The organism is Gilliamella sp. A7 (genome assembly GCF_002142015.1).
Classification (GTDB): Bacteria; Pseudomonadota; Gammaproteobacteria; order Enterobacterales; family Orbaceae; genus Gilliamella; species Gilliamella apis_A.
Genome location: NZ_NASN01000001.1, coordinates 58,680 through 80,847, shown reverse-complemented (window position 1 = coordinate 80,847; position 22,168 = coordinate 58,680). Strand labels below are relative to the sequence as shown.

Below are 22,168 nucleotides of genomic sequence, written 5' to 3'. Positions count from 1 at the left end.
TTTATTTGTTTAACAGATTCAGGTAATTAGTTTTTATTAAATGGATAAATATTAACGCCTTTTACTACTCGATTAACTTCTCCGGTTGGACAAGGGTTATCTGGAGTCAGTCCAAGATGAAGTGATTTTTCAAACGCTAACATTTGTGCGAAAACTAGATAAGGAAAAATCAACCAACAATCAGGGAGTTTACAATCTACCGATAATATTTGTTGATCTATACTCTCTTGACTTGTCAGTGCTATGACGTCGGATGCAATTTTGTCATGAACAAGCTCATTAAATAGGTCAATATCGTATTGGTGAACATATGGCTCGCTTGAGAAAAAACAGACAACTAAACTTTTTGTATCAACCATAAATTTTGGGCCATGACGTAGTCCTAATATTGAATCAAAGCGGGTTGCTACTTTACCGGCGGTTAGTTCTAAAATTTTTAAGGCAGATTCTTGTGCAATACCTGTGAAGCAGCTACTACCAACATAGATAACGCGATCATGTTCTTTACTAGCTAATTGTTTAGTTATTGATTGCCAGCTTGATAGTTTGTCTTCACAAATACTAGCAATTTCCATTACAGCATTGTGTGCTTTTTCAAGATCAAGCTTGTCTAGAAGTAGAAGTGTGGCAAGCATCATACTACTTATACTTGACGTCATTGCAAAACTTAAGTCATGTGTTCCTTCAGGCATGACTAGATGAAAAATACGCTTAGGATTGTTTTCTTTTGCCGTATATTCTGTTAATGCACAGGTTGGGTTACAGGTTAAAAACAGATGGTAGCAGTCAGAAACTATTTGATCTGCTAATTTGACTGCAGCAACACTTTCTGGACTATTTCCTGATCGCGCAAATGAGACAATTAACGTTTTTTTATTTGGTGATAAATATTGCTGAGGATTAGTGACAATCTCTGTTGTCGCATAAGCGTGAACGTTACGATGAGTCTGTTCTCTTAGCCATGGTGCCAGAGCTACACCGCCAAAAGCGGACGAGCCAGCACCTGTCAATATTATTTCTAAGTTTGGATCGGAAAGTAAAGGCTGTAAAAATGATTGTAATTGACTTTGCTGTTGTGAAATGATTTGTAATAAATTTCGCCAAATTTGTGGTTGCTGACAAATCTCTTTCGCAGTATGTTGAGCGCCGTGTTGTTCTAACCAATCTAACGAATAATTCAAATATTTTTGCATAATCTATATCCTTTTTAATCATTCCAATAAATTTATAAAGTTTAATAATCTACAATGACTACATTTATTCCTAGTTGATGTAATTGTTCTAGATAATCCTGTGGAATTTTTGTGTCAGTAATGATAGTGTTAATTAGATTAATTTTTTCAATCGTACAGAAACTTTTACGACCGAACTTTGTTGAGTCAGTCATTGCGATAATTTGCTCTGAAACTTGACACATTACCTTGTTGACATTAGCTTCACCGAAATTTGGTGTAGTAATGCCAGCATTTAGATCAAACCCATCAACACCTAAAAAAAGCTTGTCAAAATGGTACATTCTTAATTGTTGTTCTACTGTAGGGCCGGAAATAGAGTAAGCTTTTGTTCTGATGTTCCCTCCAGCAATAATTACTTCTATGTCATTATTATTTGATAATTCATAGGCAATATTTACTGCATTAGTAAAAACAATTAAGTTTTTTTTGTTACGTAAATAGGGAACCATAGCTGCTGTTGTCGATCCTGAATCGAGAATGATTCGGTCTCCATCATTAACCATTTCAGCTGCTTGCTGAGCAATTTTATTTTTAATGTTCGAATTGATACGGCTTTTGTCTAATAATGGTTTATCTAAAGCAAAGGATTTATTTAACATTGCTCCACCATAACAGCGCAATATACAACCTTTTTCTTCAAGGTGTCTTAAATCGTTTCGGATGGTAACGCTTGATACTTTAAATAATTTACTTAATTTGTTAACTGATACGGTATTCTCTGTATCAAGTAAATGAATAATTTTTTCTCTACGTTGTAAAGTATTGATTATTTCTTTATTCATTTTCTACCACTCATTTGACTTTCGTTTCTTTATTAAATTTAAACATAGATAAGGGATCGAAAAATGATAGATAGGTCACAAAATTGGTTAGGTAAGAAAAAATTGAAATATTATTTCCATTTAAAATAAAACGAAAGCTTTCAATGTGAAAGATAAGCAGTAAAAAGAATATTAATGTTATTTTTCAAATTTTTAACTTAAAAGAGAAATCATATAAAAGAAAGACAGCTAAACAATAAAAAAATATCCGCTTTCATTGTTTAGAGTGATCTATGTCACAAATTTGTAAATTTCATTGATTATAAGATTGTTAATCGAAAATTATAACTAAGAGAATATAGAGGTTGATATAGATATTGAAACACCGATTGGTGTTTCAATAACTTAATTGTGGTTATTTTTTCATTCTGGTTGGCTATTTTTACTGCGCTTAACAAACATCATCACGGCAAAAGCAATAACGGTTAAATAGATAATGAAGATACCATATGTTGATAACATATCGACAAATGAACGTCCGCGTATACCTATGTCACGGAAGAAGCGAAATAACCAAACTAATGGAAAGGCATGACTAACATAAAAGGCCCATATTGGCATAATGCCTACTGCCATGGTTGAACCGCCCATAATAAAGCCGGGAGGAACAAGGAAAATCATTTTACTTGCTCCTTCGCCGGGATGGTTAGTTTTCCAAGATAGTAGTAAACCTAACCAACCAAAAGCTAAACCAGTCATAAAAATGCTTGGTACGAAAGTAAAATAATTACCATCAAAACGTAGTTGACCGAATATTACCAATATTGCTGTAATCAAGGTTAAAGCAGTGGTATAAAATAGGGCATAAGGCACTGTTCTGGCTAATAATGGTAAAAAACCTCGTTCAATTACTGTATTCCACATCCCCATGGTTTTTAATCGACCAATAATCATTAATGAGGTTAATCCATAAGTTAATGATGAAAAGAAGTAAACAAAATAGATAATAGTGGATATTGTTGATGAACTAGCCGGATTAAACATGGTTCTCGTTTTTAATTGCATTGGTGATAAGGTCGCTTCTGTTGCTTCTCGACCTAGTCCTAATGCTGCTACTTTACCAACACTTAATTCTGCACCTGATTCAGGGATAATTTCATTAAGGCTTTGCATTACTTTGGCATTTTGGGCATCGTTTGAGTCATCAGCAAAATAACCTAATTTAACCGTACGGTCCCCTTTCTTTAATGATTTTTCTAGCCCTTTAGGGATATATAACACGCCTAAATTACGATCATGTGAAACCAAGGTAATTGGATTAATTGGCGATCGAATCACTTCTGTTATTTCAATAAATGGTGACGTATTTACCTTACTGATTAATTCAGTTGAATAATTAGAACCATCTAGATCAATAACGGCGATTTTTCCTTCAAAAACTGAACCATGACTCAGAACAATTGAAAAAATAAGTGATACGATGGCTGCTAAACCTAAGCACACTTTATAATAAGGAATGAAGTGGCCTGATAACATAGCATCAAGCTCTTCAAGCATAGATTTAATGATGTTTTGTCGCATCATTGATCAACCTCAATTGTCATACCGGTTAATAGTTGTGGAATAGATTCCATATAAATTCTGACTTGGTAAGATGTTAAATCGGCCTGTCCACGTTCTCGAGTCATGCGTAAGTCAGCAAATGATGGCGCAGCAGTTGCAAATCGAACGGTGCCTTTTACGGTTTTATCTAATGCAATAACATTCGCCTTTACCTTTGTGCCTGGTTGATAATCATTGACCATTTTTTCATTAACATAAATATCGACATATTTGCGATCAGTTTCTAATAATACAGCTGGAGCTCCAGCAGGTGCCATCTCACCATCTTCAAACATCAGTTTTAGTACTTTGCCATCTTCTGGCGCAACTAATGTTAGTCGATCATAATTGACTTGTAATTGTTTTAAATCAGCTTGAGCTTGTGCTAATTGCGCTTTAATCTGAGCAAGCTGATTTTGACGATTTTGCAGTTTTTGTCGATCAATAGTGATCGATTGCAATGTCATACCCGTAGCATTTCTAGTTTGTTCAAACTGGTTAATTTGGTCTTGAGTTGCTCCAATCATTAAGGTTGATAATTGGCTTTCAATCTGTACCACTTGCATTTTGGTACTAATGTAGACATTTCGTGCAGCGTCAAGTTGTGATTGAGAAGTACCGCCCGTTTTTCTTAATTGAGTATGGCGTTGAAACTCAGTATTAGCTAGATCACGAGCAGACTTTGCCGCTTCAAGATTAGCTTTAACTTCCTCAATTTTTCGCCATGTTGATAACTCATTAAGATTGATTTCATTTTCAGTGATTTCGATTGCTGCTTGTTCTTGATTAACAGCAGCAGTTTGACTATCAACTAGTGCTTGCAAGCGATCAACTGATAGCTTGGTATCAATATCTTCAAGTTGCATTAATGGGTCGCCTTTTTTAACGAATTGTGATTCTTGGACAAATCGTTTAATCACTTTTCCACCTACATTTTGAAAGGCAACATTGATTTCATCAGCGGTTAATACCCCTGATTTGATACTTTTAGCAACAGTTACTGCATCATTTCTTGAACCAAGACATATTAATGTAGATCCAAATAAAAGTAGCAATAAAAATATAGCAGGAATTTTAATGTTTTTGGGTAAATCTAAGTTTAATTTATTTTTCATTTATTTAGTCAGCTAAGTATATTGTTAAAATATCATGATTATGAATAATTATTGGCAATTATTTACGCAATAATTTGCGTAACATTGCAATTAAAGATTCCTGCTCTTGTGGATTTAAGACTTGAGCAAAAGCACGAATCGATTTTAAGTGATTAGGTAATGCTTTTTGGATAAGATTTACCCCAGTTGCAGTAAGGGTGATTAGTCGAGAACGGCCATCTTCTCCACTTTTGGTCATTGATATTAAAGGATCGGGTGCTGCTAACATTCGTTTCACCATTACCGAAACGGTTGCTGGTGTTACGCCAACTCTTAATGCTAACTCGCTAGCGCAAGTTTCTCCTTCACTATACAATGACATTAGCAAGGCAAATTTTCCTTCAGATACATCATAATCTTTGGCTAGTTGTGCATAAATATTTGATCGAATTAAATCGGCGGTGGTGATTAAACTTAAGACAAGATCAACGCCTGAAACCTCAATAATTTCATCATTAAATCTTTGTGCTTTTGCTAAAGTTTCGCGAGAAGGAAGTATTCTTGAATTGTAATTCAATTGTCATTACCTAATTTATTTAGTCGGCTAATTATACTTATTTAACCCTAATTGGCAATCCTTTTTTTATTCGTAATTTGTGATGTTTATCATAATAATATTCTAATGTTACTTGATAGTTAAATCGTGAAAAATGATAACTCATTGTTTTCAAAATTATTATTTTATCTACTACTAAAGAGGTAATCCTTGAGGATAATTATATTCTGTTTAAAGTTCCTTAAAATATCAATTAGATAAAAATTAAATAATTGAATTAAAAATAAATTTGGAGCTTTTTATGAGTAAAACCAATCTCGTCATTATTGGCAATGGGATGGTTGGCCATCGTTTTGTTGAAGAGATTATCGATAAAATGCAGGCTGATAAGTTCAACATCACTATTTTTTGCCAAGAACCTAGAGTAGCTTACGATCGTGTTCATCTTTCATCCTATTTTTCAGGACATACCGCAGAAGCATTATCTTTAGTTAGAGAGGGTTTATATCAAGAAAATGATATAAATATTCTACTTAATGAGCGGGTTATATTAATCAACCGACAACGTAAAGAAGTGCATTCACAAACAGGACGAATAATCTCTTATGATAAATTGATTATTGCAACGGGATCTTATCCATGGGTACCACCAATTAAAGGTGCTGATGGTGCGAATTGTTTTGTTTATCGTACTATTGAAGATCTTGATGCTATTCGTAATTGTGCCAGCAATTGTAAAACTGGCGCAGTAGTGGGTGGCGGTTTGCTTGGGCTTGAAGCTGCTGGGGCGCTAAAGAATTTAGGCATTGAAACTCATGTCGTTGAATTTGCGCCAGTGTTAATGGCAGAGCAACTTGATTCTATGGGAGGTGAACAGTTACGTCGAAAAATTGAGGAGATGGGGGTTGGTGTTCATACCAGTAAAAATACCCAAGAAATTATTCATACACCATCAGGTAAAATTATGCAATTTGCTGATGGTTCATCACTTAAAATTGATTTTATTGTTTTTTCAACAGGTATTCGACCTAGCGATCAATTAGCTAAAGCATGTGAGCTTGATATTGGCCCTCGTGGTGGGATTGTTGTTAACGATTATTGTCAAACATCAGATCCTGATATTTATGCGATTGGGGAATGTGCTTGTTGGCAAGGTAAAGTTTATGGTCTTGTTGCCCCTGGATACAAAATGGCGCAGGTCGCGTTAGCCCATTTAATCGGCGAAAATGCTAAATTTGAAGGCGCTGATATGAGTGCTAAACTCAAGTTGATGGGAGTCGATGTCGGTAGTATTGGCGATGCCAAAGCTAAGACGCTCGGTTGTCGGAGTTATGTTTACTTAGACGAAAATATCCCAGTTTATAAAAAATTAGTGGTTTCAAATGATAATCGCAAATTGCTTGGTGCTGTATTAGTTGGTGATACAGCAGACTATAGTAATTTATTACAATTAATGCTTAATAATATGGATCTGCCAGAGCATCCTGATAGCTTAATTTTACCTTCTCATGCCGGAGCTAAACCTGTATTAGGCGCTGATGCTTTGCCGGATAATGCACAAATATGTTCCTGTTTTGATGTAACAAAAGCAAAAATTGTGCAAGCTATTCATGCTGGTTGTCATACGGTGGCAGCAATTAAAGCCGAAACGAAAGCAGGTACTGGCTGTGGTGGCTGTATTCCATTAGTAACACAAATCCTTAATTTAGAATTAGCTAAGCAAGGTATTGAAGTCAGTCATGCCCTTTGTGAACATTTTAAATATTCTCGTCAAGAGCTTTTCCATCTTATTCGAGTTGAAGGATTAACTTCTTTCAGTGAAGTGATTACAAAACATGGTACTGGTTATGGTTGTGAAGTCTGTAAACCAACAATAGGGTCAATATTAGCATCATGTTGGAATAATTATATTCTTAAACCAGATCTTGTTCCTTTGCAAGATAGTAATGACATTTTTTTAGGTAACATCCAAAAAAATGGTACTTATTCCATTATCCCACGTAGTGCTGGTGGTGAAATTACACCAGAAGGCTTAATTGCGATAGGCCAGATTGCAAGGAAATATAATCTGTATTCGAAAATCACCGGATCTCAGCGAATTGGTTTATTCGGTGCACAAAAAGACGATCTTCCAGCTATCTGGAAAGAGCTCATAGCCGCTGGTTTTGAAAGTGGTCATGCCTATGCGAAGGCGTTACGTATGGCTAAAACATGTGTGGGTAGTACTTGGTGTCGTTTTGGTGTTGGCGATAGTGTCGGTTTTGGCGTTGAATTAGAAAATCGTTATAAAGGTATTAGAGCACCTCATAAATTTAAACTTGGTGTTTCAGGTTGTACTCGGGAGTGTGCGGAGGCGCAAGGTAAAGATATTGGTGTTATTGCTACTGAAAAAGGTTGGAATCTATATGTTTGTGGTAATGGTGGTATGAAGCCTCGTCATGCTGATTTACTTGCTGCGGATTTAGATAAAGAGACGCTTATACGTTATTTGGATCGTTTTATCATGTTCTATATTCGCACTGCTGATAAATTACAACGAACTTCCGTTTGGTTTGAGAATCTTGAAGGTGGAATCGATTATTTACGTAGTGTGATTATTGATGACAAGTTAGGTATTAATGCCGAACTAGAAAAAGAGATGGATCGGGTTCGACAATTAGTAGTCTGCGAATGGAAAGAAACAGTGGATAACCCAGCAGCACAAATCCGTTTTGCCCATTTTGTTAATAGTTCTAAGCGTGATGATAATGTTCAATTTGTGCCTGAACGCGATCAACATCGCCCAGCAACTCTTGAAGAACGTCAAACTATGTTAGGAGAATAGATCATGAGCCAATGGATTACTATTTGTAAATTACAAGATATTTTACCTGAAACAGGAATATGTGCTCTAGTCGGCAAAGAACATGTTGCAGTTTTTCGTCCCTACAATACCAATGAGCTTTATGCGATTAGTAATATTGACCCTTTTGCGAATGCCAGCGTCCTTTCTCGAGGCATTATTGCTGAACATGAAAATGAGTTATGGGTCGCAAGTCCTCTTAAAAAACAGCGTTTTCGTTTAAAGGATGGTTATTGCCTTGAAAATGAAGATTATTCTGTTACTCATTATGAAGTCAAAGTAGATAACGATGAATTTGTGCAAATAAAATCTAATTAATTAATCGCATTAGGAATAGAAAATGTATACAGAAACAATTAACAAATGTGCAGCTAATGCTGCGCGTATCGTTCGACTAGCTAAAACCAATCCAATTGGATTTTGGTTAAGTTCTGCTATGGCAGGTGCTTACGTTGGTTTAGGAATTATATTAATTTTCACACTAGGTAATTTACTTGATCCATCAGTTAGACCTTTAGTTATGGGGGCAACCTTTGGTATAGCATTAACTTTAGTGGTAATTGCCGGCTCAGAATTATTTACTGGCCATACCATGTTTTTAACTTTTGGCGTGCAGGCTAAAAAAATTACTCATTGTCAAATGTGGTGTGTATTGCCACAAACATGGTTAGGCAATTTGCTTGGATCAATTTTTGTGGCCGCTTTGTTTTATTGGGCTGCAAGTCCATTATTGGCAACAGATACTTCGCTTGTGCATACCGCCGCATTGGCAAAAACATCTGCGCCAGCAACAGCATTATTCTTTCGGGGAATTTTATGTAACTGGTTAGTTTGCTTAGCTATTTGGATGGCAAACCGAGTAGAGGGGTCAGCAAAATTTATTGCAATATGGTGGTGTTTATTAGCCTTTATTGCTTGTGGTTATGAACATAGTGTTGCCAATATGACGTTATTTTCACTTTCTTGGTTTGGTAATCATTCTGATTCTTACACATTAGCAGGCATTGGTCATAATTTGTTATGGGTTTCATTAGGAAATTTAGTATCCGGCGCACTATTTATGGGGTTAGGATATTGGTTTTCAACACCTAAATCAGAGCGACCTTAATTATAAATAACAGAAGTTTTTATTGCTCAATTTACTGGTTGGTATGGTAATTACCAATCAGTAAATTGTTCTTAAATCGAAAATATATTAATGGTTATTTTGAAATTGTATGGATTATTTACCTTTATTTTGCAAATTAGAAAATCGTGATTGTTTATTAGTTGGCGGAGGTGAAATAGCTGAGCGTAAAGCTCGATTATTACTTGAAGCTGGTGCAAAATTAACTGTCAATGCACTTGAATTTAACCCACAATTTATCTGTTGGCAGCAACAAAAGCAGTTAGTTTTAATCAAAAGTGAGTTTAACGAGCAACTGCTTGATAATAAATGGTTAGTTATTGCTGCAACTAATTGTCAAAAAACCAATCAACAAGTTAGTAGCGCCGCAGAAAACCGTCGTATCTTTTGTAATGTGGTTGATTCTCCTAAAGATGCCAGTTTTATTATGCCTTCAATTATTGATCGTTCACCTATTATGGTAGCCATCTCTTCAGAAGGGCATGCTCCTGTATTAGCTCGCTTGTTACGTGAAAAATTTGAAGCAATATTGCCACAACATATTGGTAAATTAGCCATATATGCCGGTTATTTACGCAATAAAGTAAAAGCGACTTACCGAAGTATGACTGAACGTCGACGATTTTGGGAAAAATTGTTTTCTCATGATAGATTAGCTCAAGCAATAGCGAATAATGATTCAGAAAATGTCGATACATTAACTAATGAATTATTTGATGATTCGTTGGATTGTCGTGGCGAAGTGGTCTTAGTTGGTGCTGGCCCTGGTGATCCAGGATTGTTAACTTTAAAAGGTCTTCAACAAATTCAACAAGCGGATATTATTGTTTATGATAGATTAGTCTCAAAAGAAATAATGAATTTAACTCGACGAGACGCGCAACGAATTTTTGTTGGTAAACACCCCGGTTTTCATTGTGTTCCGCAAGAACAAATTAATCAAATATTATTGGAACAAGCACAAAAGGGCTTGCGAGTGGTACGACTTAAAGGTGGTGATCCTTTCATTTTTGGTCGAGGAGGAGAAGAGCTTGAAACATTATTCAATGCTAATATTCCTTTTTCGGTAGTACCTGGCATTACTGCGGCTTCTGGATGCTCGGCGTATAGTGGAATACCATTAACTCATCGTGATTACGCACATAGTGTACGTTTAATAACTGGTCATCTAAAAGATGGATCTCATCTTGATTGGCGAAGTTTAGCGGCTGAAAAGCAGACTTTGGTTTTTTATATGGGGCTATCGCAAGCAGAAAATATTAAAGCGAATTTAATTAAACACGGTATGGATGGTCAGACTCCTATTGCTATTGTTGAAGAGGGCACCACTACTAAGCAAAAAGTCATCAATGGTTTATTATCCGAGCTTGGCCAGCTAGCTTTACAAGCTTGTAGCCCTAGTTTAATTATTGTTGGTCCGGTGGTGGCATTACGAGAAAAACTTAACTGGTTTTCACAGAATTAGTATAAATTGGCAAGGAAATGATAGGATATCTTATAATTTTTTTATTTTCTTGCCTTTTGTTTCCAAACAATTTGACTAAATAATTTTGTTAAAAAATGTTTTATAACAATATCGACTTTGTTTTTTTATCAAAATTTAAGAAAGTGTATCGACATCATCCCAATCAGCATTTTAAAGTTTGTTAGCCAATTAAGTCCTCATTGTAGTGGTGTCAAGGCTTGCTTGTGCCGATTCATATTCAATATTTGATAAAGCAGCCAAACCTAACGGACAACGTTCTTTGAATTTTTCAGGATTTTATGGGGGCATTTCCTCCTATTGGTTAATTTCTTGTTCTTATTTGCCTAATAAATTAACGGAATTGATTTAATTAAAAAATATTGTTTTTTAATTAAATCAAGTAAAAGAAAACTGTCTTTATAGGCGATTTTTAATGATTAGGATTAGATATTGCAACCAATTAAAGGCGTAAGCGGAACGATATAAATCAGCATTAATACATTGCTAAGGTTATTCTTTACTCTGCAAATACCATACAGTCATTTCCATACGTGACTTAAAGTTGAGCTTTTTAAAAATACTTTTTATATGAACTTTTACCGTACTTTCAACAATATCTAACTCTTTTGCGATAAGTTTATTCGATAATCCTTGCACTAATAAGTTAAATGTTTCATGTTCTCTTGGGGTAAGTAAATTGATATCATGGGATTGGTTGGTTGTCTGGTTTTTATCATCACGCATATAATTAAGAATGATATGTGAAATAGCTTCATCCATAATGACTTTCCCTTCCGAAATATCCTTTAAGGCTTTAAGAAAATCTTCCGGTTCCATATCTTTTAACAAATAACCATCAGCACCAGTTTTGAGCGAGGTAATAATATCTTCTTTGGCGTCTGAGACAGTAAACATAATGATTCTGCTTGAAATGTTTTTCTCGCGTAAATAGCGTAGAATTTCTAGTCCACTGACATCATTCATATTGATATCTAACAAAATAATATCAGGATCAAGTGTTTCAGCAAGTTTAACTCCTTCTATACCCGAACCAGTTTCACCGATAATTTCAAAATTATTGATGGTGTTAATAAGTTGCTTTACCCCATTTCTTAACATGGGATGATCATCAATAAGTAATATTGAACTTTTAACTTGATCCATTGGTTACTCTTTTATCATCTTGCAAGGAATTGTGTTTGTTGCTTTAAATGTTACCACAATTTCGGTACCCATATTAGCCTTACTATTAATGATTAGATTGCCGTTTAATACAGCAACTCTATCACGCATAATAATTAAACCATAGTGATTATCTTGATGTATATTATTTTGTAAACCAATACCATTGTCTTTTATGCTAACGGTAATAATTTGATTCTCATCAATCGTTAAGCTTATTTTGACCTGGGTGGCATTGGCGTGTTTATAAATATTATTTAAAGATTCCCGAACACATTGCAGTAAATGAAAGGCATATTTACTATTGATGATATTAAGAGGTAATTGATACTCAGTTTGAATTGTAAATTTCAATTTTTGATTAAACTCATCAATTAACTCCATAAAACTAGCATAAAACCCAGTTTGGTTAAGGCGTAAGCGAAACGAGGTAATTAATTCTCTTAATTGAGAGTAGGTTATATTAACCTCTTTACGCATAGTTGTTAACAAATTGATACTAGTTTGAGAAGTTAAATCCGATTGCATCTGTAAGCAACTAAGATGTATTTTTAAACAAGAAAGTGATTGCGCTATCGAGTCATGTAATTCTCTTGCCATTGCTGAACGTTCTTTCATTAATAGATATTGTTTTTGTTGTTCTATTTGCCTATCAAGCATTAGTGCTGTAGTCATTTGTTCAACTAAAGCAGTAATTAAATTTTCTTGTTCTGTACCTAGTTGTACTTTTGATGGCTGTATTGCAAATAAAATGCCAAATTTTTCTCCTTTTTCTTGCAGATACCAATAGCGCTGAAACCCATTCTCTTGATAAGATTTTGATGGAATAAGACAAGCATTACATTCTGAATTCTGACAATAAGGGAGTTTTTGTTGATTGTCATAGCTGATTTGTTGAAAATGTTCTATGTTATCTGATTCATAAAATCGGATTTGAAACTGTGTTAATGGTACTAATTCTTCCAGTCCACGAAGTATAATTAAAAAGCGTTCACATAAGGGATCTGAGGTATGGAGTTGCTTGATGGCTTGATATTGAAATGACAAAATTTTATTGATTTGTTGTAATTCAGCTGTTTTTTCTGTGACGCGCTCTTCTAACAATAAATACTGTCGTTCTATTTGTTCTGCCATTTTATCAAAGGTTTGCCCTAATAAATCAAATTCACTTTTGGTTGTTTTACTGTTAAAGCGTTGACTAAAATTTTGTTGCGAGATCGATTCCGCCATATGAATTAATTTACGCCATGGCGCAAGAAGATAACGACGTAAATAGTAAATTTGAGCCAGAAGAAATAGTGCAATTAGAATGATAAAAATGAGTTGTAATTGTGAAAGATAATGGATTTGATTTTCTGTCTTTTGATCAATTTGATGAACTAGTTTATCGGTGTGAGCAACAAAATTATCAATTTCATTTTTTATCTCGTTTATATTGTTTGCTTGTTGAAGTTTTGGAACAATATGTTTAAACCACTGTGACTGTAATTGATTAAAATCATCAATTAACTGATAACGTTCAAATAATTTTAATTGTTGTGATGATGGGATATCATTAAAAATGTTAAGTCGATAAATATCCTTTTTTTCTATAGGTGTCATTGCTAAAAGTTGATAGCTCTTCATTCTGATTAACCCTAATTGATTAATCATATAAGCGCTACCTTTAGTATCGTTAGCGACTTGTATTGACAAAAATAGCGCCAATAATGCCATAGCACCTGAAAAGAACATTAAAAGTGTTAAACGATTAATAATAGAAGTACTGTAGCGAAACTTTCTTTTTAGCATATGGGTACTCAATATTTTTGTTCTAAATATTATGCAAATAAATAATAATTTAACTATATTGTAGCGTGAAAATTGCTGGTCTAAGATCTTTTTTGTGACTTTTTGCGATCTTTTATTAAACAGCGCTTGCAACAAGCATAAATTTTGCGTAAAATTCACGCCCTATAAGATTAATCAATGCAGACATATATTTTTAATCAGGAATCGTCTGCTTTTTATTGCGGAGTTAAGTATGTACGCAGTTTTCCAAAGTGGTGGTAAACAACACCGAGTTAGCGAAGGACAAGTCGTTCGCTTGGAAAAAATTGAAGTCGAAACAGGTTCAGAAGTTGTTTTCGATAAAGTTTTAATGGTAGCAAATGGTGAAGACATCAAAGTTGGTGCTCCGTTTGTTGAAGGTGCAACAATTAAAGCAGAAATTGTTGAGCACGGTCGTGGCGAGAAAGTGAAAATTGTTAAATTCCGTCGTCGTAAACACTATCGTAAACAACAAGGTCACCGTCAGTGGTTCACTGATGTGAAGATCACTGCAATCGCTTAATAGGAGTATCGAACAATGGCACATAAGAAGGCTGGTGGTTCATCACGTAATGGTCGTGATTCCCAGAGTAAACGTTTAGGTGTTAAACGTTATGGTTCTCAAGAAGTTCTTGCGGGTAACATTTTAGTTCGTCAACGTGGAACCCAATTCCACCCAGGTACTAACGTAGGTTGTGGTCGTGATCATACCCTATTTGCTTTAGTTGATGGACAAGTTAAGTTCGAAGTTAAAGGACCTAAAAACCGCCGTTATGTTAGTGTAGTTGCTAACAGCTAATAAATTAGCGGTTTAAGAAGTTATAGAAGCCTCACAGTTATTGTGGGGCTTTTTTCATTTCTTGAAATTTATATAAATTAATTCATTATGATAAAACAGCAGAATGTTAAATTAGGTTTTGCACTAGCCATGTTAACCGCCGTTATGTGGGGGCTAGTGCCAATAGCTATGAAATATGCATTAGTTGTTATTGATCCATTAACATTAGCTTGGTCACGACTAAGTATCTCTGCTATCGGTATTACACTATGGCTGGCTTATAAAAAACAGTTTCCTAATTTAGCTATGTTCAAAAAACGTCGCCGTTTTATCTTATTGATGATTGCTGGGTTTGGTTTACTCGGTAATTTTGCACTTTTCGCCACCGCTGTTCAGTATTTATCTGCAACTACTGCTCAAGTTGTTGGCCAAACAGGAATTGTAATATTTATGATTTCCAGTGCAATTATTTTCAAAGAAAGATTAAGACCAACACAAATTATTGGTATTACCATATTATTAATTGGGTTAGGATTGTTTTTTAATGAAAATCTAGCCGATCTTTTTGCTAATATGTCTTCATATGGCATAGGTGTTTGGCTGGCTTTGCTGGCTTCTATCTCATGGGCATGTTATGCGTTAGCGCAAAAAGTATTATTAAAAAAATTACGAGCAGAACAGCTACTTTGGTTGATTTATCTTATTTGTAGTATTTTTTTATGGCCTCTAGCATCACCAACGAAAATAGCCAGTGCTGATTTTAGCCAACTGTTTGCCATTATTTTTTGCGGACTTAATACTATTATTGCTTATGGTGCTTTGGTTATGGCAATGGAACGTTGGCAAGCAGCACAAGTAAGTGCAATAACCACATTAACACCACTTTTTGCACTGATTTTTTCAGATTTATTTGCTTTACTATGGCCAGAAAAGTTTGCAATGCAATATTTAAATATTTTAGGTTATATTGGTGCAGTATCAGTGGTCGCTGGTGCAATGTTTGCAACGGTTGGACACTACTTGTGGCAACCACGAAAGGGCTGGCTAATTAACCGAAAGAAAGAGGACAAATAATGAAATTTGTAGATGAAGCTTCAATTCGTGTCGAAGCCGGAGATGGTGGAAATGGTTGTGTTGGTTTCCGCCGAGAAAAATATATACCTAAAGGTGGCCCTGATGGTGGCGATGGTGGAGACGGTGGTGATGTATTTTTTATTGCCGATGAAAACTTAAATACATTGGTTGATTTTCAATTTGAAAAAAACTACCGAGCAGAACGTGGTCAAAATGGACAAGGTTCTGATTGTACGGGGAAACGAGGTAAAGATATTACCGTTAAAGTGCCAGTAGGAACTCGTATAACTGATAAATATACTGGTGAAATTATTGGTGATTTAACACATCATCAACAAAAAGTTCTGGTTGCTAAAGGTGGTTTTCATGGACTTGGTAATGCCCGTTTTAAATCATCAGTGAATCGTGCTCCACGACAAAAAACCGATGGTACGCCTGGTGAAAAACGCGATGTATTATTGGAATTATTATTGCTAGCTGATGTGGGTATGTTGGGTTTACCTAATGCTGGTAAATCAACATTTATTCGCAGTGTTTCAGCAGCTAAACCTAAAGTCGCTGATTATCCATTTACAACATTAGTACCTAGCTTAGGTGTTGTGCGAATGGATAATGAACAAAGTTTTGTTGTTGCCGATATACCTGGATTGATTGAAGGGGCATCTGATGGCGCAGGGCTTGGTATTCGCTTTCTAAAACACCTTGAACGTTGTCGCGTATTAGTGCATTTAATTGATATAGCGCCAATAGATGGTTCTGATCCAATTGAAAATGCGAAAGTTATTATTCAAGAATTGCATCAGTATAGTGATAAATTAGCAAATAAACCGCGTTGGTTAGTTTTTAATAAGATGGATGTATTAGGTCCTGATGAAAGTGAAAAACGTGCAGCTGAAATTGCGAAAGCCTTAAATTGGGATGAGAAATATTATCTTATTTCAGCGGTGAATCACGAAGGCGTAAAAGCATTATGTTGGGATTTAATGGATTATATTACGGCTCATCCCCGAGAGGCAGAACAAGAGGAAACATCGCCTGAAAAAGTCGAATTTATGTGGGATGATTATCATCAACAAGCAATGGATGATGCATTTGATGATGACGATGATTTTGATGATTGGGATGAGAGTGATGAAGAGGGTGTGGAGTTTATCTATCAAAAATAAAACTATTCCCAAAAATTAATTATAATAGTTTGTTTATAGTTAAGTTTTCCAAAAAGCAGGGTCAAATTACCCTGCTCCTCTCAATTATATTCTTTATAAAAACAAAATGTTAATATAAAAACAAATGTTAAACTGACCAAATTTTGTCGCTTTTTTGAAAATAGTCAAAAAATAACTTGCTTTTAATAATGAGAATGATTATCATTCAATTGTACTTTGTTAGAGCGTCGAAAGACTTCTAAAAAGTATGACATTGCTCACATTGCTTCCAATGTTTGCCAGCCTAGTAAAACTAAGCTGGCTTTTTTATTATTTAGTGTATATTGATTAGTAATTATCTTAGGTTAACAGATGGATTATTGATATCAAATAAAACTAATAATGCTGCATTACCGCCAAACTCTTTTGGTGCTTGATGGAAACACATTACATGTGGGTGTTGAGCTAACCACATTGGTGTTTGTTTTTTTAATATGTTTTTACCATGGCCATACATAATACAAGCACAATTGACATTTTCACGTAAACAAGCAGCAATAAGTGCTGCAATTTCTTTTTTTGCCTCTTTCTGGGTTAATCCATGTAAATCTAAAAAAAACTCGGGTGAATAAAATCCTCGCCGTAATTTTTTTAACTCATTGTTATCCGCATTTTCACGAATGTAACGAATAGGATCTTCTTGTAGTAGTGGTTGGTAATCATCAGAAAAATAAAATTCATTATTTACTTTTTCATGTTGAAGCTTTTGATTATCAATTAGCTTTTGGGATCGTTTTACTGGTTTATGAATAACGGTATCTTGTTTAAGTTGTTTGGTATTACCAATACTACTTTTAAACAAGTTGATATCTTCATCTTCTAATTTAAATTTATTTGGCATTGATTTTTTACTCTGGATAAATTTTTTCTTTATATTCACACAAATCTTCAATAACGCAAGATCCGCAGCGTGGCTTACTAGCTATACAGGTATATCGACCATGTAATATTAACCAATGATGACAATTTATTTTATAATCATCTGGAACCACTTTAAGTAGTTTTTCTTCAACAGCTTCAACCGTTTTGCCTGGTGCAAATCCTGTTCGATTACTTACTCTAAATATATGGGTATCTACAGCAATAGTTGGCCAGCCAAATGCGGTATTTAAAACTACGTTAGCTGTTTTTCTTCCTACGCCAGGTAGTGCAATTAATGAGTCAAAATTTTCTGGTACTTCACCTTGGTATTTATCTACGAGAATCTGACAGGTTTTAATAATATTTTCTGCTTTGCTATTATATAAACCAATTGTCCGAATATAGTCTTTTAATTTATTGACACCTAGTGCCAGAATTTGCTCTGCGGTATTTGCGATAGCAAATAATGGTTTAGTGGCTTTATTCACACTAACATCGGTGGCTTGAGCGGATAGTACAACAGCTATAAGTAACTCGAATGGTGTTTTATATACCAATTCAGTTGTAGGATCTTTAATATGCTCTTTTAATCTTTCTAAAATTTCAATTCGAGTTGATTGTTTCACAATATTTTATAAATAAAAAAGTTAATATTATATACATTATAAGATATTTAACCTTAGGATATATTGACTTTTTATATAGGTTGAAACTATTAACAATGTATCTATTTAAAAAATTGAAGATATTTTTATTTTATGGATTGAATTGTAATACTAGCTTTTATAGCTAAGATAAATATAGCAAAATCGCCTGCTTTTTAGCAGGGGCTTTTTATGATAAGCTAGCCAACTATTTTTAATTTCATCGATCAAGGTTTATTATAAAAATGTCATTACCAATGATTGTCACCTTTGCTGTTTATATATTAGGAATGATTGCGATTGGTTTCTTTGCATTTCGTGCAACACGAAACTTTGGTGATTATATATTAGGTGGACGTCGCATAGGCAGTGTAGTTACTGCACTTTCTGCTGGTGCTTCTGATATGAGTGGTTGGTTATTAATGGGATTGCCGGGTGCAGTATTCTTATTTGGTATCTCGCAAAGTTGGATTGCTATAGGATTAATAATTGGCGCTTATCTAAATTGGTTGCTGATTGCCGGTAGATTAAGAGTTTTCACAGAGATAAACCATAATTCATTAACTTTACCAGACTATTTTGCTCGTCGATTCGATGACAATAGTTCACTATTAAGAATTATTTCAGCAGTAATAATTTTAATCTTTTTTACCATTTATTGTGCTTCAGGTGTAGTTGCAGGTGCTAAATTATTTGAAAGTACATTTGGGCTTAGTTATGGCTGGGCAATGCTAGCAGGTGCTGGAGCGACAATTGCTTATACTTTTATTGGTGGTTTCTTAGCGGTCAGTTGGACCGATACAATTCAAGCTAGTTTAATGATGTTTGCTTTAATCTTAACGCCAATTATGGTAATGGTTAATGCTGGTGGTTTCACTGATGCAATGGCTAACATTCAATCATTAAATCCTGATTATACAAATATCTTTGCTCATATGGATTTGATTGCCATTATTTCATTGTTAGGTTGGGGACTTGGTTATTTTGGTCAACCACATATTTTAGCTAGATTTATGGCTGCTGATTCTCATGAAGTAATGAAAAATGCTCGTCGAATTAGTATGACATGGATGATTTTATGTTTAGCTGGCGCAATTACAGTTGGTTTCTTTGGTATTGCTTTCTTTGCCAATAATCCTAACTTAGCTTATCTAATTGATAATGGGAAACATGAACGTATTTTTATCGAATTATCTAAATTACTATTTAACCCATGGGTTGCTGGTATTTTGCTTGCGGCTATTCTAGCCGCAGTAATGAGCACCTTAAGTTGTCAATTATTGGTTTGTTCAAGTGCATTAACAGAAGATTTTTATCGTGCTTTTATCCGACCTAAGGCTAAGCAACGAGAATTAGTTTGGGTTGGCCGTGTGATGGTGTTATTAGTTTCTGTTATTGCTATTTTATTAGCGATCAATCCTAATAACAGTGTGCTTGATTTAGTTAGCCATGCTTGGGCTGGTTTTGGTGCAGCATTCGGTCCGATTGTTGTATTCTCGGTGTTTTGGGCTCGAATGACTCGCAATGGTGCATTAGCAGGAATGATAACTGGTGCAATCACCGTCTTGCTTTGGATTAATTTTAATTGGCTTAATTTATATTCACTAATTCCTGGCTTTTTATTTGCGTCAATAGCAATCATTATTTTTAGCTTATTAGATAAAAAACCGAACGAAATAGTTGAAGACCATTTCAAACAAGCGTATAAAAAATACCACAATAAAACAGTATAGAATTTAATTAAGTAGAATATAAACGTAACAAATTTAATAGGTAAAATATCATGACAAAAAATGTGATCAAACAACTGCAAGAGCGTGGACTGATTGCTCAACTTACTGATGAAAAAGCGTTAATGGAACTGATTGAGCAAAATCCTATTGCACTATATTGTGGTTTTGATCCAACCGCTGATAGTTTGCATCTTGGTCATTTAGTTCCATTGCTTTGTTTGAAACGTTTTCAATTGGCTGGTCATAAACCAATAGCTTTAGTTGGAGGTGCGACAGGATTAATTGGCGATCCAAGTTTTAAAGCTGTTGAACGTAAACTCAATACTGAAGATACGGTAATTGAATGGAGTGAAAAGATTAAACAACAAGTATCGCCATTTTTAGATTTTGAATGTGGTGATAACGCCGCTATTGTTGCTAACAACTATGATTGGTTTGGTGGCATGAATGTTTTATCTTTTTTACGAGATATTGGAAAATATTTTTCTGTTAATGCAATGATTAACAAAGAATCCGTTAAACAACGTATTGACCGTGATGAATCAGGTATATCTTTTACTGAATTTTCTTATAGTTTGTTACAGTCTTATGACTTTGCAAGTCTTAATAAAGCTCATAATGTTGTGTTACAAATTGGTGGTTCTGATCAATGGGGTAATATTACTGCTGGTATCGATTTAACCCGTCGTTTACACCAGAAGCAAGTATATGGTTTAACTGTACCATTAATTACTAAATCTGATGGAACTAAATTTGGTAAAACTGAAAGTGGTGCTGTATGGTTAGATCCGAAAAAAACCAGTCCATATAAATTTTATCAATTTTGGATTAACACTGCTGATGCTGATGTTTATCGATTCCTTAAATTCTTTACCTTCATGTCATTGGAAGAAATTGATGCCTTGGAAGAAGAAGATAAAAACAGTGGCGTAGCACCTAGAGCTCAGTATGTCCTTGCCGAACAAGTGACGCGATTAGTTCATGGTGAAGAAGGACTAACAGCGGCAAAACGTATTACTGAAAGTTTATTTTCTGGTAAATTAACAGATTTATCTGAAGCTGATTTTGAACAATTAGCTCAAGATGGCATGCCTACAGCCAGCATTGAAGGTGATGTAGATCTACAACAGGCTATTGTTAATGCTGAGTTTGCACCATCAAGAGGGCAAGCAAGAACAATGATTGATTCCAATGCTATTTCTGTTAATGGTGAACGTAACTCAACAACAGATTATCGTTTTTCTGATAGTGATAAGTTATTTAATCGTTACACATTACTGCGTCGAGGTAAAAAATACTATTGCTTACTTATTTGGAGATGATTTCATGAAAAATATTTTATCGATTCAGTCTCATGTTGTATTTGGTCATGCAGGTAATAGTGCTGCTGTATTTCCAATGCGTCGTTTAGGTGTGAATGTTTGGCCATTAAATACGGTACAATTTTCAAACCATACTCAATATCGGCAATGGACTGGAACGGTAATGCCTGCATCTCATTTAACCGATATCGCTGATGGGATTAATGCTATTGGCGAATTACAACGATGTAATGCCGTATTAAGTGGCTATATGGGCTCACCAGAACAAGGTAATGCAATTATTGAAATTGTGAAAAAAGTAAAAGCTGAGAATCCTGAAGCAATTTATCTTTGTGATCCAGTAATGGGGCATCCCGAAAAAGGATGCTTTGTTGCTCCTGGTGTAGCAGAATTTTTGTGTAATACAGCTTTACCCATATCAGACATGATGGCACCGAATATTTTAGAATTAGAAGAACTTAACGGTAAACAGCCGATTAATAATGTCAGTCAAGCAATCTCAGCATGCCGTTCAATTTGTGAAAAAGGACCTAAAGCAATTTTAGTTAAACATTTAAGTCGAGCGGGCTATCAACAAGATCGTTTTGAAATGTTGTTAGTAACAGAAAGTGAAGCTTGGCATATTGATCGGCCGTTAGTTGATTTTGGTGTCAAACAACCAGTTGGTGTTGGCGATATGACTAGTGGGCTGTTTTTAGCAAATATTATGCTTGGTAAATCCATGGTTGAAGCATTTGAGCATACTACATCGGCGGTTTATGCGGTTATACTTGAAACATTAAGACAAAATGAATATGAATTGCAATTAGTTGCCGCACAAAATGAAATAGAAACCCCTAAACAGTGGTTTAATGCGAAAAAAATTGATTAATTGCGAAA

At 34.8% G+C, this 22,168-nt stretch carries 20 protein-coding genes; 11 read left to right on the top strand and 9 right to left on the bottom strand.

Features of this window, described 5'->3' with window-relative positions:
* Positions 1-26: 26 nt before the first annotated feature.
* From B6D18_RS00330 to B6D18_RS00310, 5 genes are all read right to left on the bottom strand, one after another.
* The gene (locus B6D18_RS00330; protein WP_086362645.1) at positions 27-1,193 is read right to left on the bottom strand and encodes an SIS domain-containing protein; all 1,167 of its coding nucleotides are present in this window, start codon (positions 1,191-1,193) and stop codon (positions 27-29) included.
* A gap of 41 nt (positions 1,194-1,234) precedes the next feature.
* A complete protein-coding gene (gene agaR, locus B6D18_RS00325) occupies positions 1,235-2,017 on the bottom strand; it encodes a transcriptional repressor AgaR (protein WP_086362644.1) in 783 nt (260 codons plus the stop codon).
* A gap of 402 nt (positions 2,018-2,419) precedes the next feature.
* Positions 2,420-3,580 (bottom strand): ABC transporter permease, encoded by a 1,161-nt coding sequence (locus B6D18_RS00320; RefSeq protein ID WP_216818786.1) that lies wholly within the window; start codon positions 3,578-3,580, stop codon positions 2,420-2,422.
* Entirely contained in the window at positions 3,577-4,713 is a 1,137-nt protein-coding gene (locus tag B6D18_RS00315) for an HlyD family secretion protein (protein ID WP_086362643.1), read from the bottom strand. The genes B6D18_RS00320 and B6D18_RS00315 overlap by 4 nt, the downstream gene beginning before the upstream one ends.
* Before the next feature lie 58 nt (positions 4,714-4,771).
* A complete protein-coding gene (locus tag B6D18_RS00310) occupies positions 4,772-5,269 on the bottom strand; it encodes a MarR family winged helix-turn-helix transcriptional regulator (RefSeq protein WP_086362642.1) in 498 nt (165 codons plus the stop codon).
* 280 nt (positions 5,270-5,549) lie between these two features.
* Here B6D18_RS00310 and nirB point away from each other — a divergent pair, with 280 nt between their 5' ends.
* The 4 genes from nirB to cysG all read left to right on the top strand — a co-directional run bounded on the left by nirB (position 5,550) and on the right by cysG (position 10,681).
* Positions 5,550-8,072: a nitrite reductase large subunit NirB gene (nirB, locus tag B6D18_RS00305; RefSeq protein ID WP_086362641.1), complete on the top strand. Its 2,523-nt coding sequence runs from the start codon at positions 5,550-5,552 to the stop codon at positions 8,070-8,072.
* Between the two features lie 3 nt (positions 8,073-8,075).
* Positions 8,076-8,408 carry a nitrite reductase small subunit NirD gene (nirD, locus tag B6D18_RS00300; RefSeq protein WP_086359392.1) on the top strand — a complete coding sequence of 111 codons (333 nt, stop codon included), beginning with the start codon at positions 8,076-8,078 and terminating at the stop codon, positions 8,406-8,408.
* 22 nt (positions 8,409-8,430) lie between these two features.
* Positions 8,431-9,198, top strand: a complete 768-nt coding sequence (gene nirC / locus B6D18_RS00295) for a nitrite transporter NirC (RefSeq protein ID WP_086359391.1) — start codon at positions 8,431-8,433, stop codon at positions 9,196-9,198.
* A 109-nt stretch (positions 9,199-9,307) separates the two neighbouring features.
* Positions 9,308-10,681 (top strand): siroheme synthase CysG, encoded by a 1,374-nt coding sequence (cysG, locus tag B6D18_RS00290; protein ID WP_086362640.1) that lies wholly within the window; start codon positions 9,308-9,310, stop codon positions 10,679-10,681.
* A gap of 510 nt (positions 10,682-11,191) precedes the next feature.
* On the opposite strand, the gene narL is transcribed toward cysG, so the two are convergent.
* Positions 11,192-11,845, bottom strand: coding sequence for a two-component system response regulator NarL (narL, locus tag B6D18_RS00285; RefSeq protein WP_086359388.1), 654 nt, complete (start codon positions 11,843-11,845; stop codon positions 11,192-11,194).
* Positions 11,846-11,848: 3 nt separating this feature from the next.
* A complete protein-coding gene (gene narX, locus B6D18_RS00280; RefSeq protein WP_086362639.1) occupies positions 11,849-13,654 on the bottom strand; it encodes a nitrate/nitrite two-component system sensor histidine kinase NarX in 1,806 nt (601 codons plus the stop codon).
* Between the two features lie 232 nt (positions 13,655-13,886).
* Here narX and rplU point away from each other — a divergent pair, with 232 nt between their 5' ends.
* From rplU to cgtA, 4 genes are all read left to right on the top strand, one after another.
* On the top strand, positions 13,887-14,195 hold the full coding sequence (gene rplU, locus B6D18_RS00275) for a 50S ribosomal protein L21 (protein WP_065577863.1): 309 nt from the start codon (positions 13,887-13,889) through the stop codon (positions 14,193-14,195).
* 15 nt (positions 14,196-14,210) lie between these two features.
* Positions 14,211-14,471: a 50S ribosomal protein L27 gene (gene rpmA / locus B6D18_RS00270; RefSeq protein ID WP_034883716.1), complete on the top strand. Its 261-nt coding sequence runs from the start codon at positions 14,211-14,213 to the stop codon at positions 14,469-14,471.
* Positions 14,472-14,558: 87 nt separating this feature from the next.
* Positions 14,559-15,524, top strand: coding sequence for a DMT family transporter (locus B6D18_RS00265; protein WP_086362638.1), 966 nt, complete (start codon positions 14,559-14,561; stop codon positions 15,522-15,524).
* Positions 15,524-16,690 (top strand): Obg family GTPase CgtA, encoded by a 1,167-nt coding sequence (cgtA, locus tag B6D18_RS00260; RefSeq protein ID WP_086362637.1) that lies wholly within the window; start codon positions 15,524-15,526, stop codon positions 16,688-16,690. The genes B6D18_RS00265 and cgtA overlap by 1 nt, the downstream gene beginning before the upstream one ends.
* 334 nt (positions 16,691-17,024) lie before the next feature.
* On the opposite strand, the gene smrB is transcribed toward cgtA, so the two are convergent.
* Both smrB and nth read right to left on the bottom strand, forming a co-directional pair.
* Positions 17,025-17,570: an endonuclease SmrB gene (gene smrB / locus B6D18_RS00255; RefSeq protein WP_086362636.1), complete on the bottom strand. Its 546-nt coding sequence runs from the start codon at positions 17,568-17,570 to the stop codon at positions 17,025-17,027.
* A gap of 7 nt (positions 17,571-17,577) precedes the next feature.
* Entirely contained in the window at positions 17,578-18,216 is a 639-nt protein-coding gene (nth, locus tag B6D18_RS00250) for an endonuclease III (RefSeq protein ID WP_086362635.1), read from the bottom strand.
* A 263-nt stretch (positions 18,217-18,479) separates the two neighbouring features.
* Between nth and putP the strand changes: the two genes are divergently transcribed.
* The 3 genes from putP to pdxY are packed head-to-tail and all read left to right on the top strand — an operon-like array spanning position 18,480 to position 22,160.
* A complete protein-coding gene (gene putP / locus B6D18_RS00245) occupies positions 18,480-19,967 on the top strand; it encodes a sodium/proline symporter PutP (RefSeq protein ID WP_173795294.1) in 1,488 nt (495 codons plus the stop codon).
* A gap of 50 nt (positions 19,968-20,017) precedes the next feature.
* Positions 20,018-21,289 carry a tyrosine--tRNA ligase gene (gene tyrS, locus B6D18_RS00240; RefSeq protein ID WP_199283287.1) on the top strand — a complete coding sequence of 424 codons (1,272 nt, stop codon included), beginning with the start codon at positions 20,018-20,020 and terminating at the stop codon, positions 21,287-21,289.
* 4 nt (positions 21,290-21,293) lie between these two features.
* Positions 21,294-22,160, top strand: coding sequence for a pyridoxal kinase PdxY (gene pdxY, locus B6D18_RS00235; protein WP_086362633.1), 867 nt, complete (start codon positions 21,294-21,296; stop codon positions 22,158-22,160).
* Positions 22,161-22,168: the final 8 nt, after the last annotated feature.

Bases quoted from the DNA above. Each gene is read 5' to 3' on its own strand.
- B6D18_RS00330 (WP_086362645.1), bottom strand. From the start codon at position 1,193: ATGCAAAAATATTTGAATTATTCGTTAGATTGGTTAGAACAACACGGC.
- rplU (WP_065577863.1), top strand. From the start codon at position 13,887: ATGTACGCAGTTTTCCAAAGTGGTGGTAAACAACACCGAGTTAGCGAA.
- smrB (WP_086362636.1), bottom strand. From the start codon at position 17,570: ATGCCAAATAAATTTAAATTAGAAGATGAAGATATCAACTTGTTTAAA.
- cgtA (WP_086362637.1), top strand. From the start codon at position 15,524: ATGAAATTTGTAGATGAAGCTTCAATTCGTGTCGAAGCCGGAGATGGT.
- pdxY (WP_086362633.1), top strand. From the start codon at position 21,294: ATGAAAAATATTTTATCGATTCAGTCTCATGTTGTATTTGGTCATGCA.
- B6D18_RS00315 (WP_086362643.1), bottom strand. From the start codon at position 4,713: ATGAAAAATAAATTAAACTTAGATTTACCCAAAAACATTAAAATTCCT.
- B6D18_RS00265 (WP_086362638.1), top strand. From the start codon at position 14,559: ATGATAAAACAGCAGAATGTTAAATTAGGTTTTGCACTAGCCATGTTA.
- rpmA (WP_034883716.1), top strand. From the start codon at position 14,211: ATGGCACATAAGAAGGCTGGTGGTTCATCACGTAATGGTCGTGATTCC.
- B6D18_RS00320 (WP_216818786.1), bottom strand. From the start codon at position 3,580: ATGATGCGACAAAACATCATTAAATCTATGCTTGAAGAGCTTGATGCT.
- putP (WP_173795294.1), top strand. From the start codon at position 18,480: ATGTCATTACCAATGATTGTCACCTTTGCTGTTTATATATTAGGAATG.
- narL (WP_086359388.1), bottom strand. From the start codon at position 11,845: ATGGATCAAGTTAAAAGTTCAATATTACTTATTGATGATCATCCCATG.
- tyrS (WP_199283287.1), top strand. From the start codon at position 20,018: ATGACAAAAAATGTGATCAAACAACTGCAAGAGCGTGGACTGATTGCT.
- cysG (WP_086362640.1), top strand. From the start codon at position 9,308: ATGGATTATTTACCTTTATTTTGCAAATTAGAAAATCGTGATTGTTTA.
- nirD (WP_086359392.1), top strand. From the start codon at position 8,076: ATGAGCCAATGGATTACTATTTGTAAATTACAAGATATTTTACCTGAA.
- nirB (WP_086362641.1), top strand. From the start codon at position 5,550: ATGAGTAAAACCAATCTCGTCATTATTGGCAATGGGATGGTTGGCCAT.
- nirC (WP_086359391.1), top strand. From the start codon at position 8,431: ATGTATACAGAAACAATTAACAAATGTGCAGCTAATGCTGCGCGTATC.
- narX (WP_086362639.1), bottom strand. From the start codon at position 13,654: ATGCTAAAAAGAAAGTTTCGCTACAGTACTTCTATTATTAATCGTTTA.
- agaR (WP_086362644.1), bottom strand. From the start codon at position 2,017: ATGAATAAAGAAATAATCAATACTTTACAACGTAGAGAAAAAATTATT.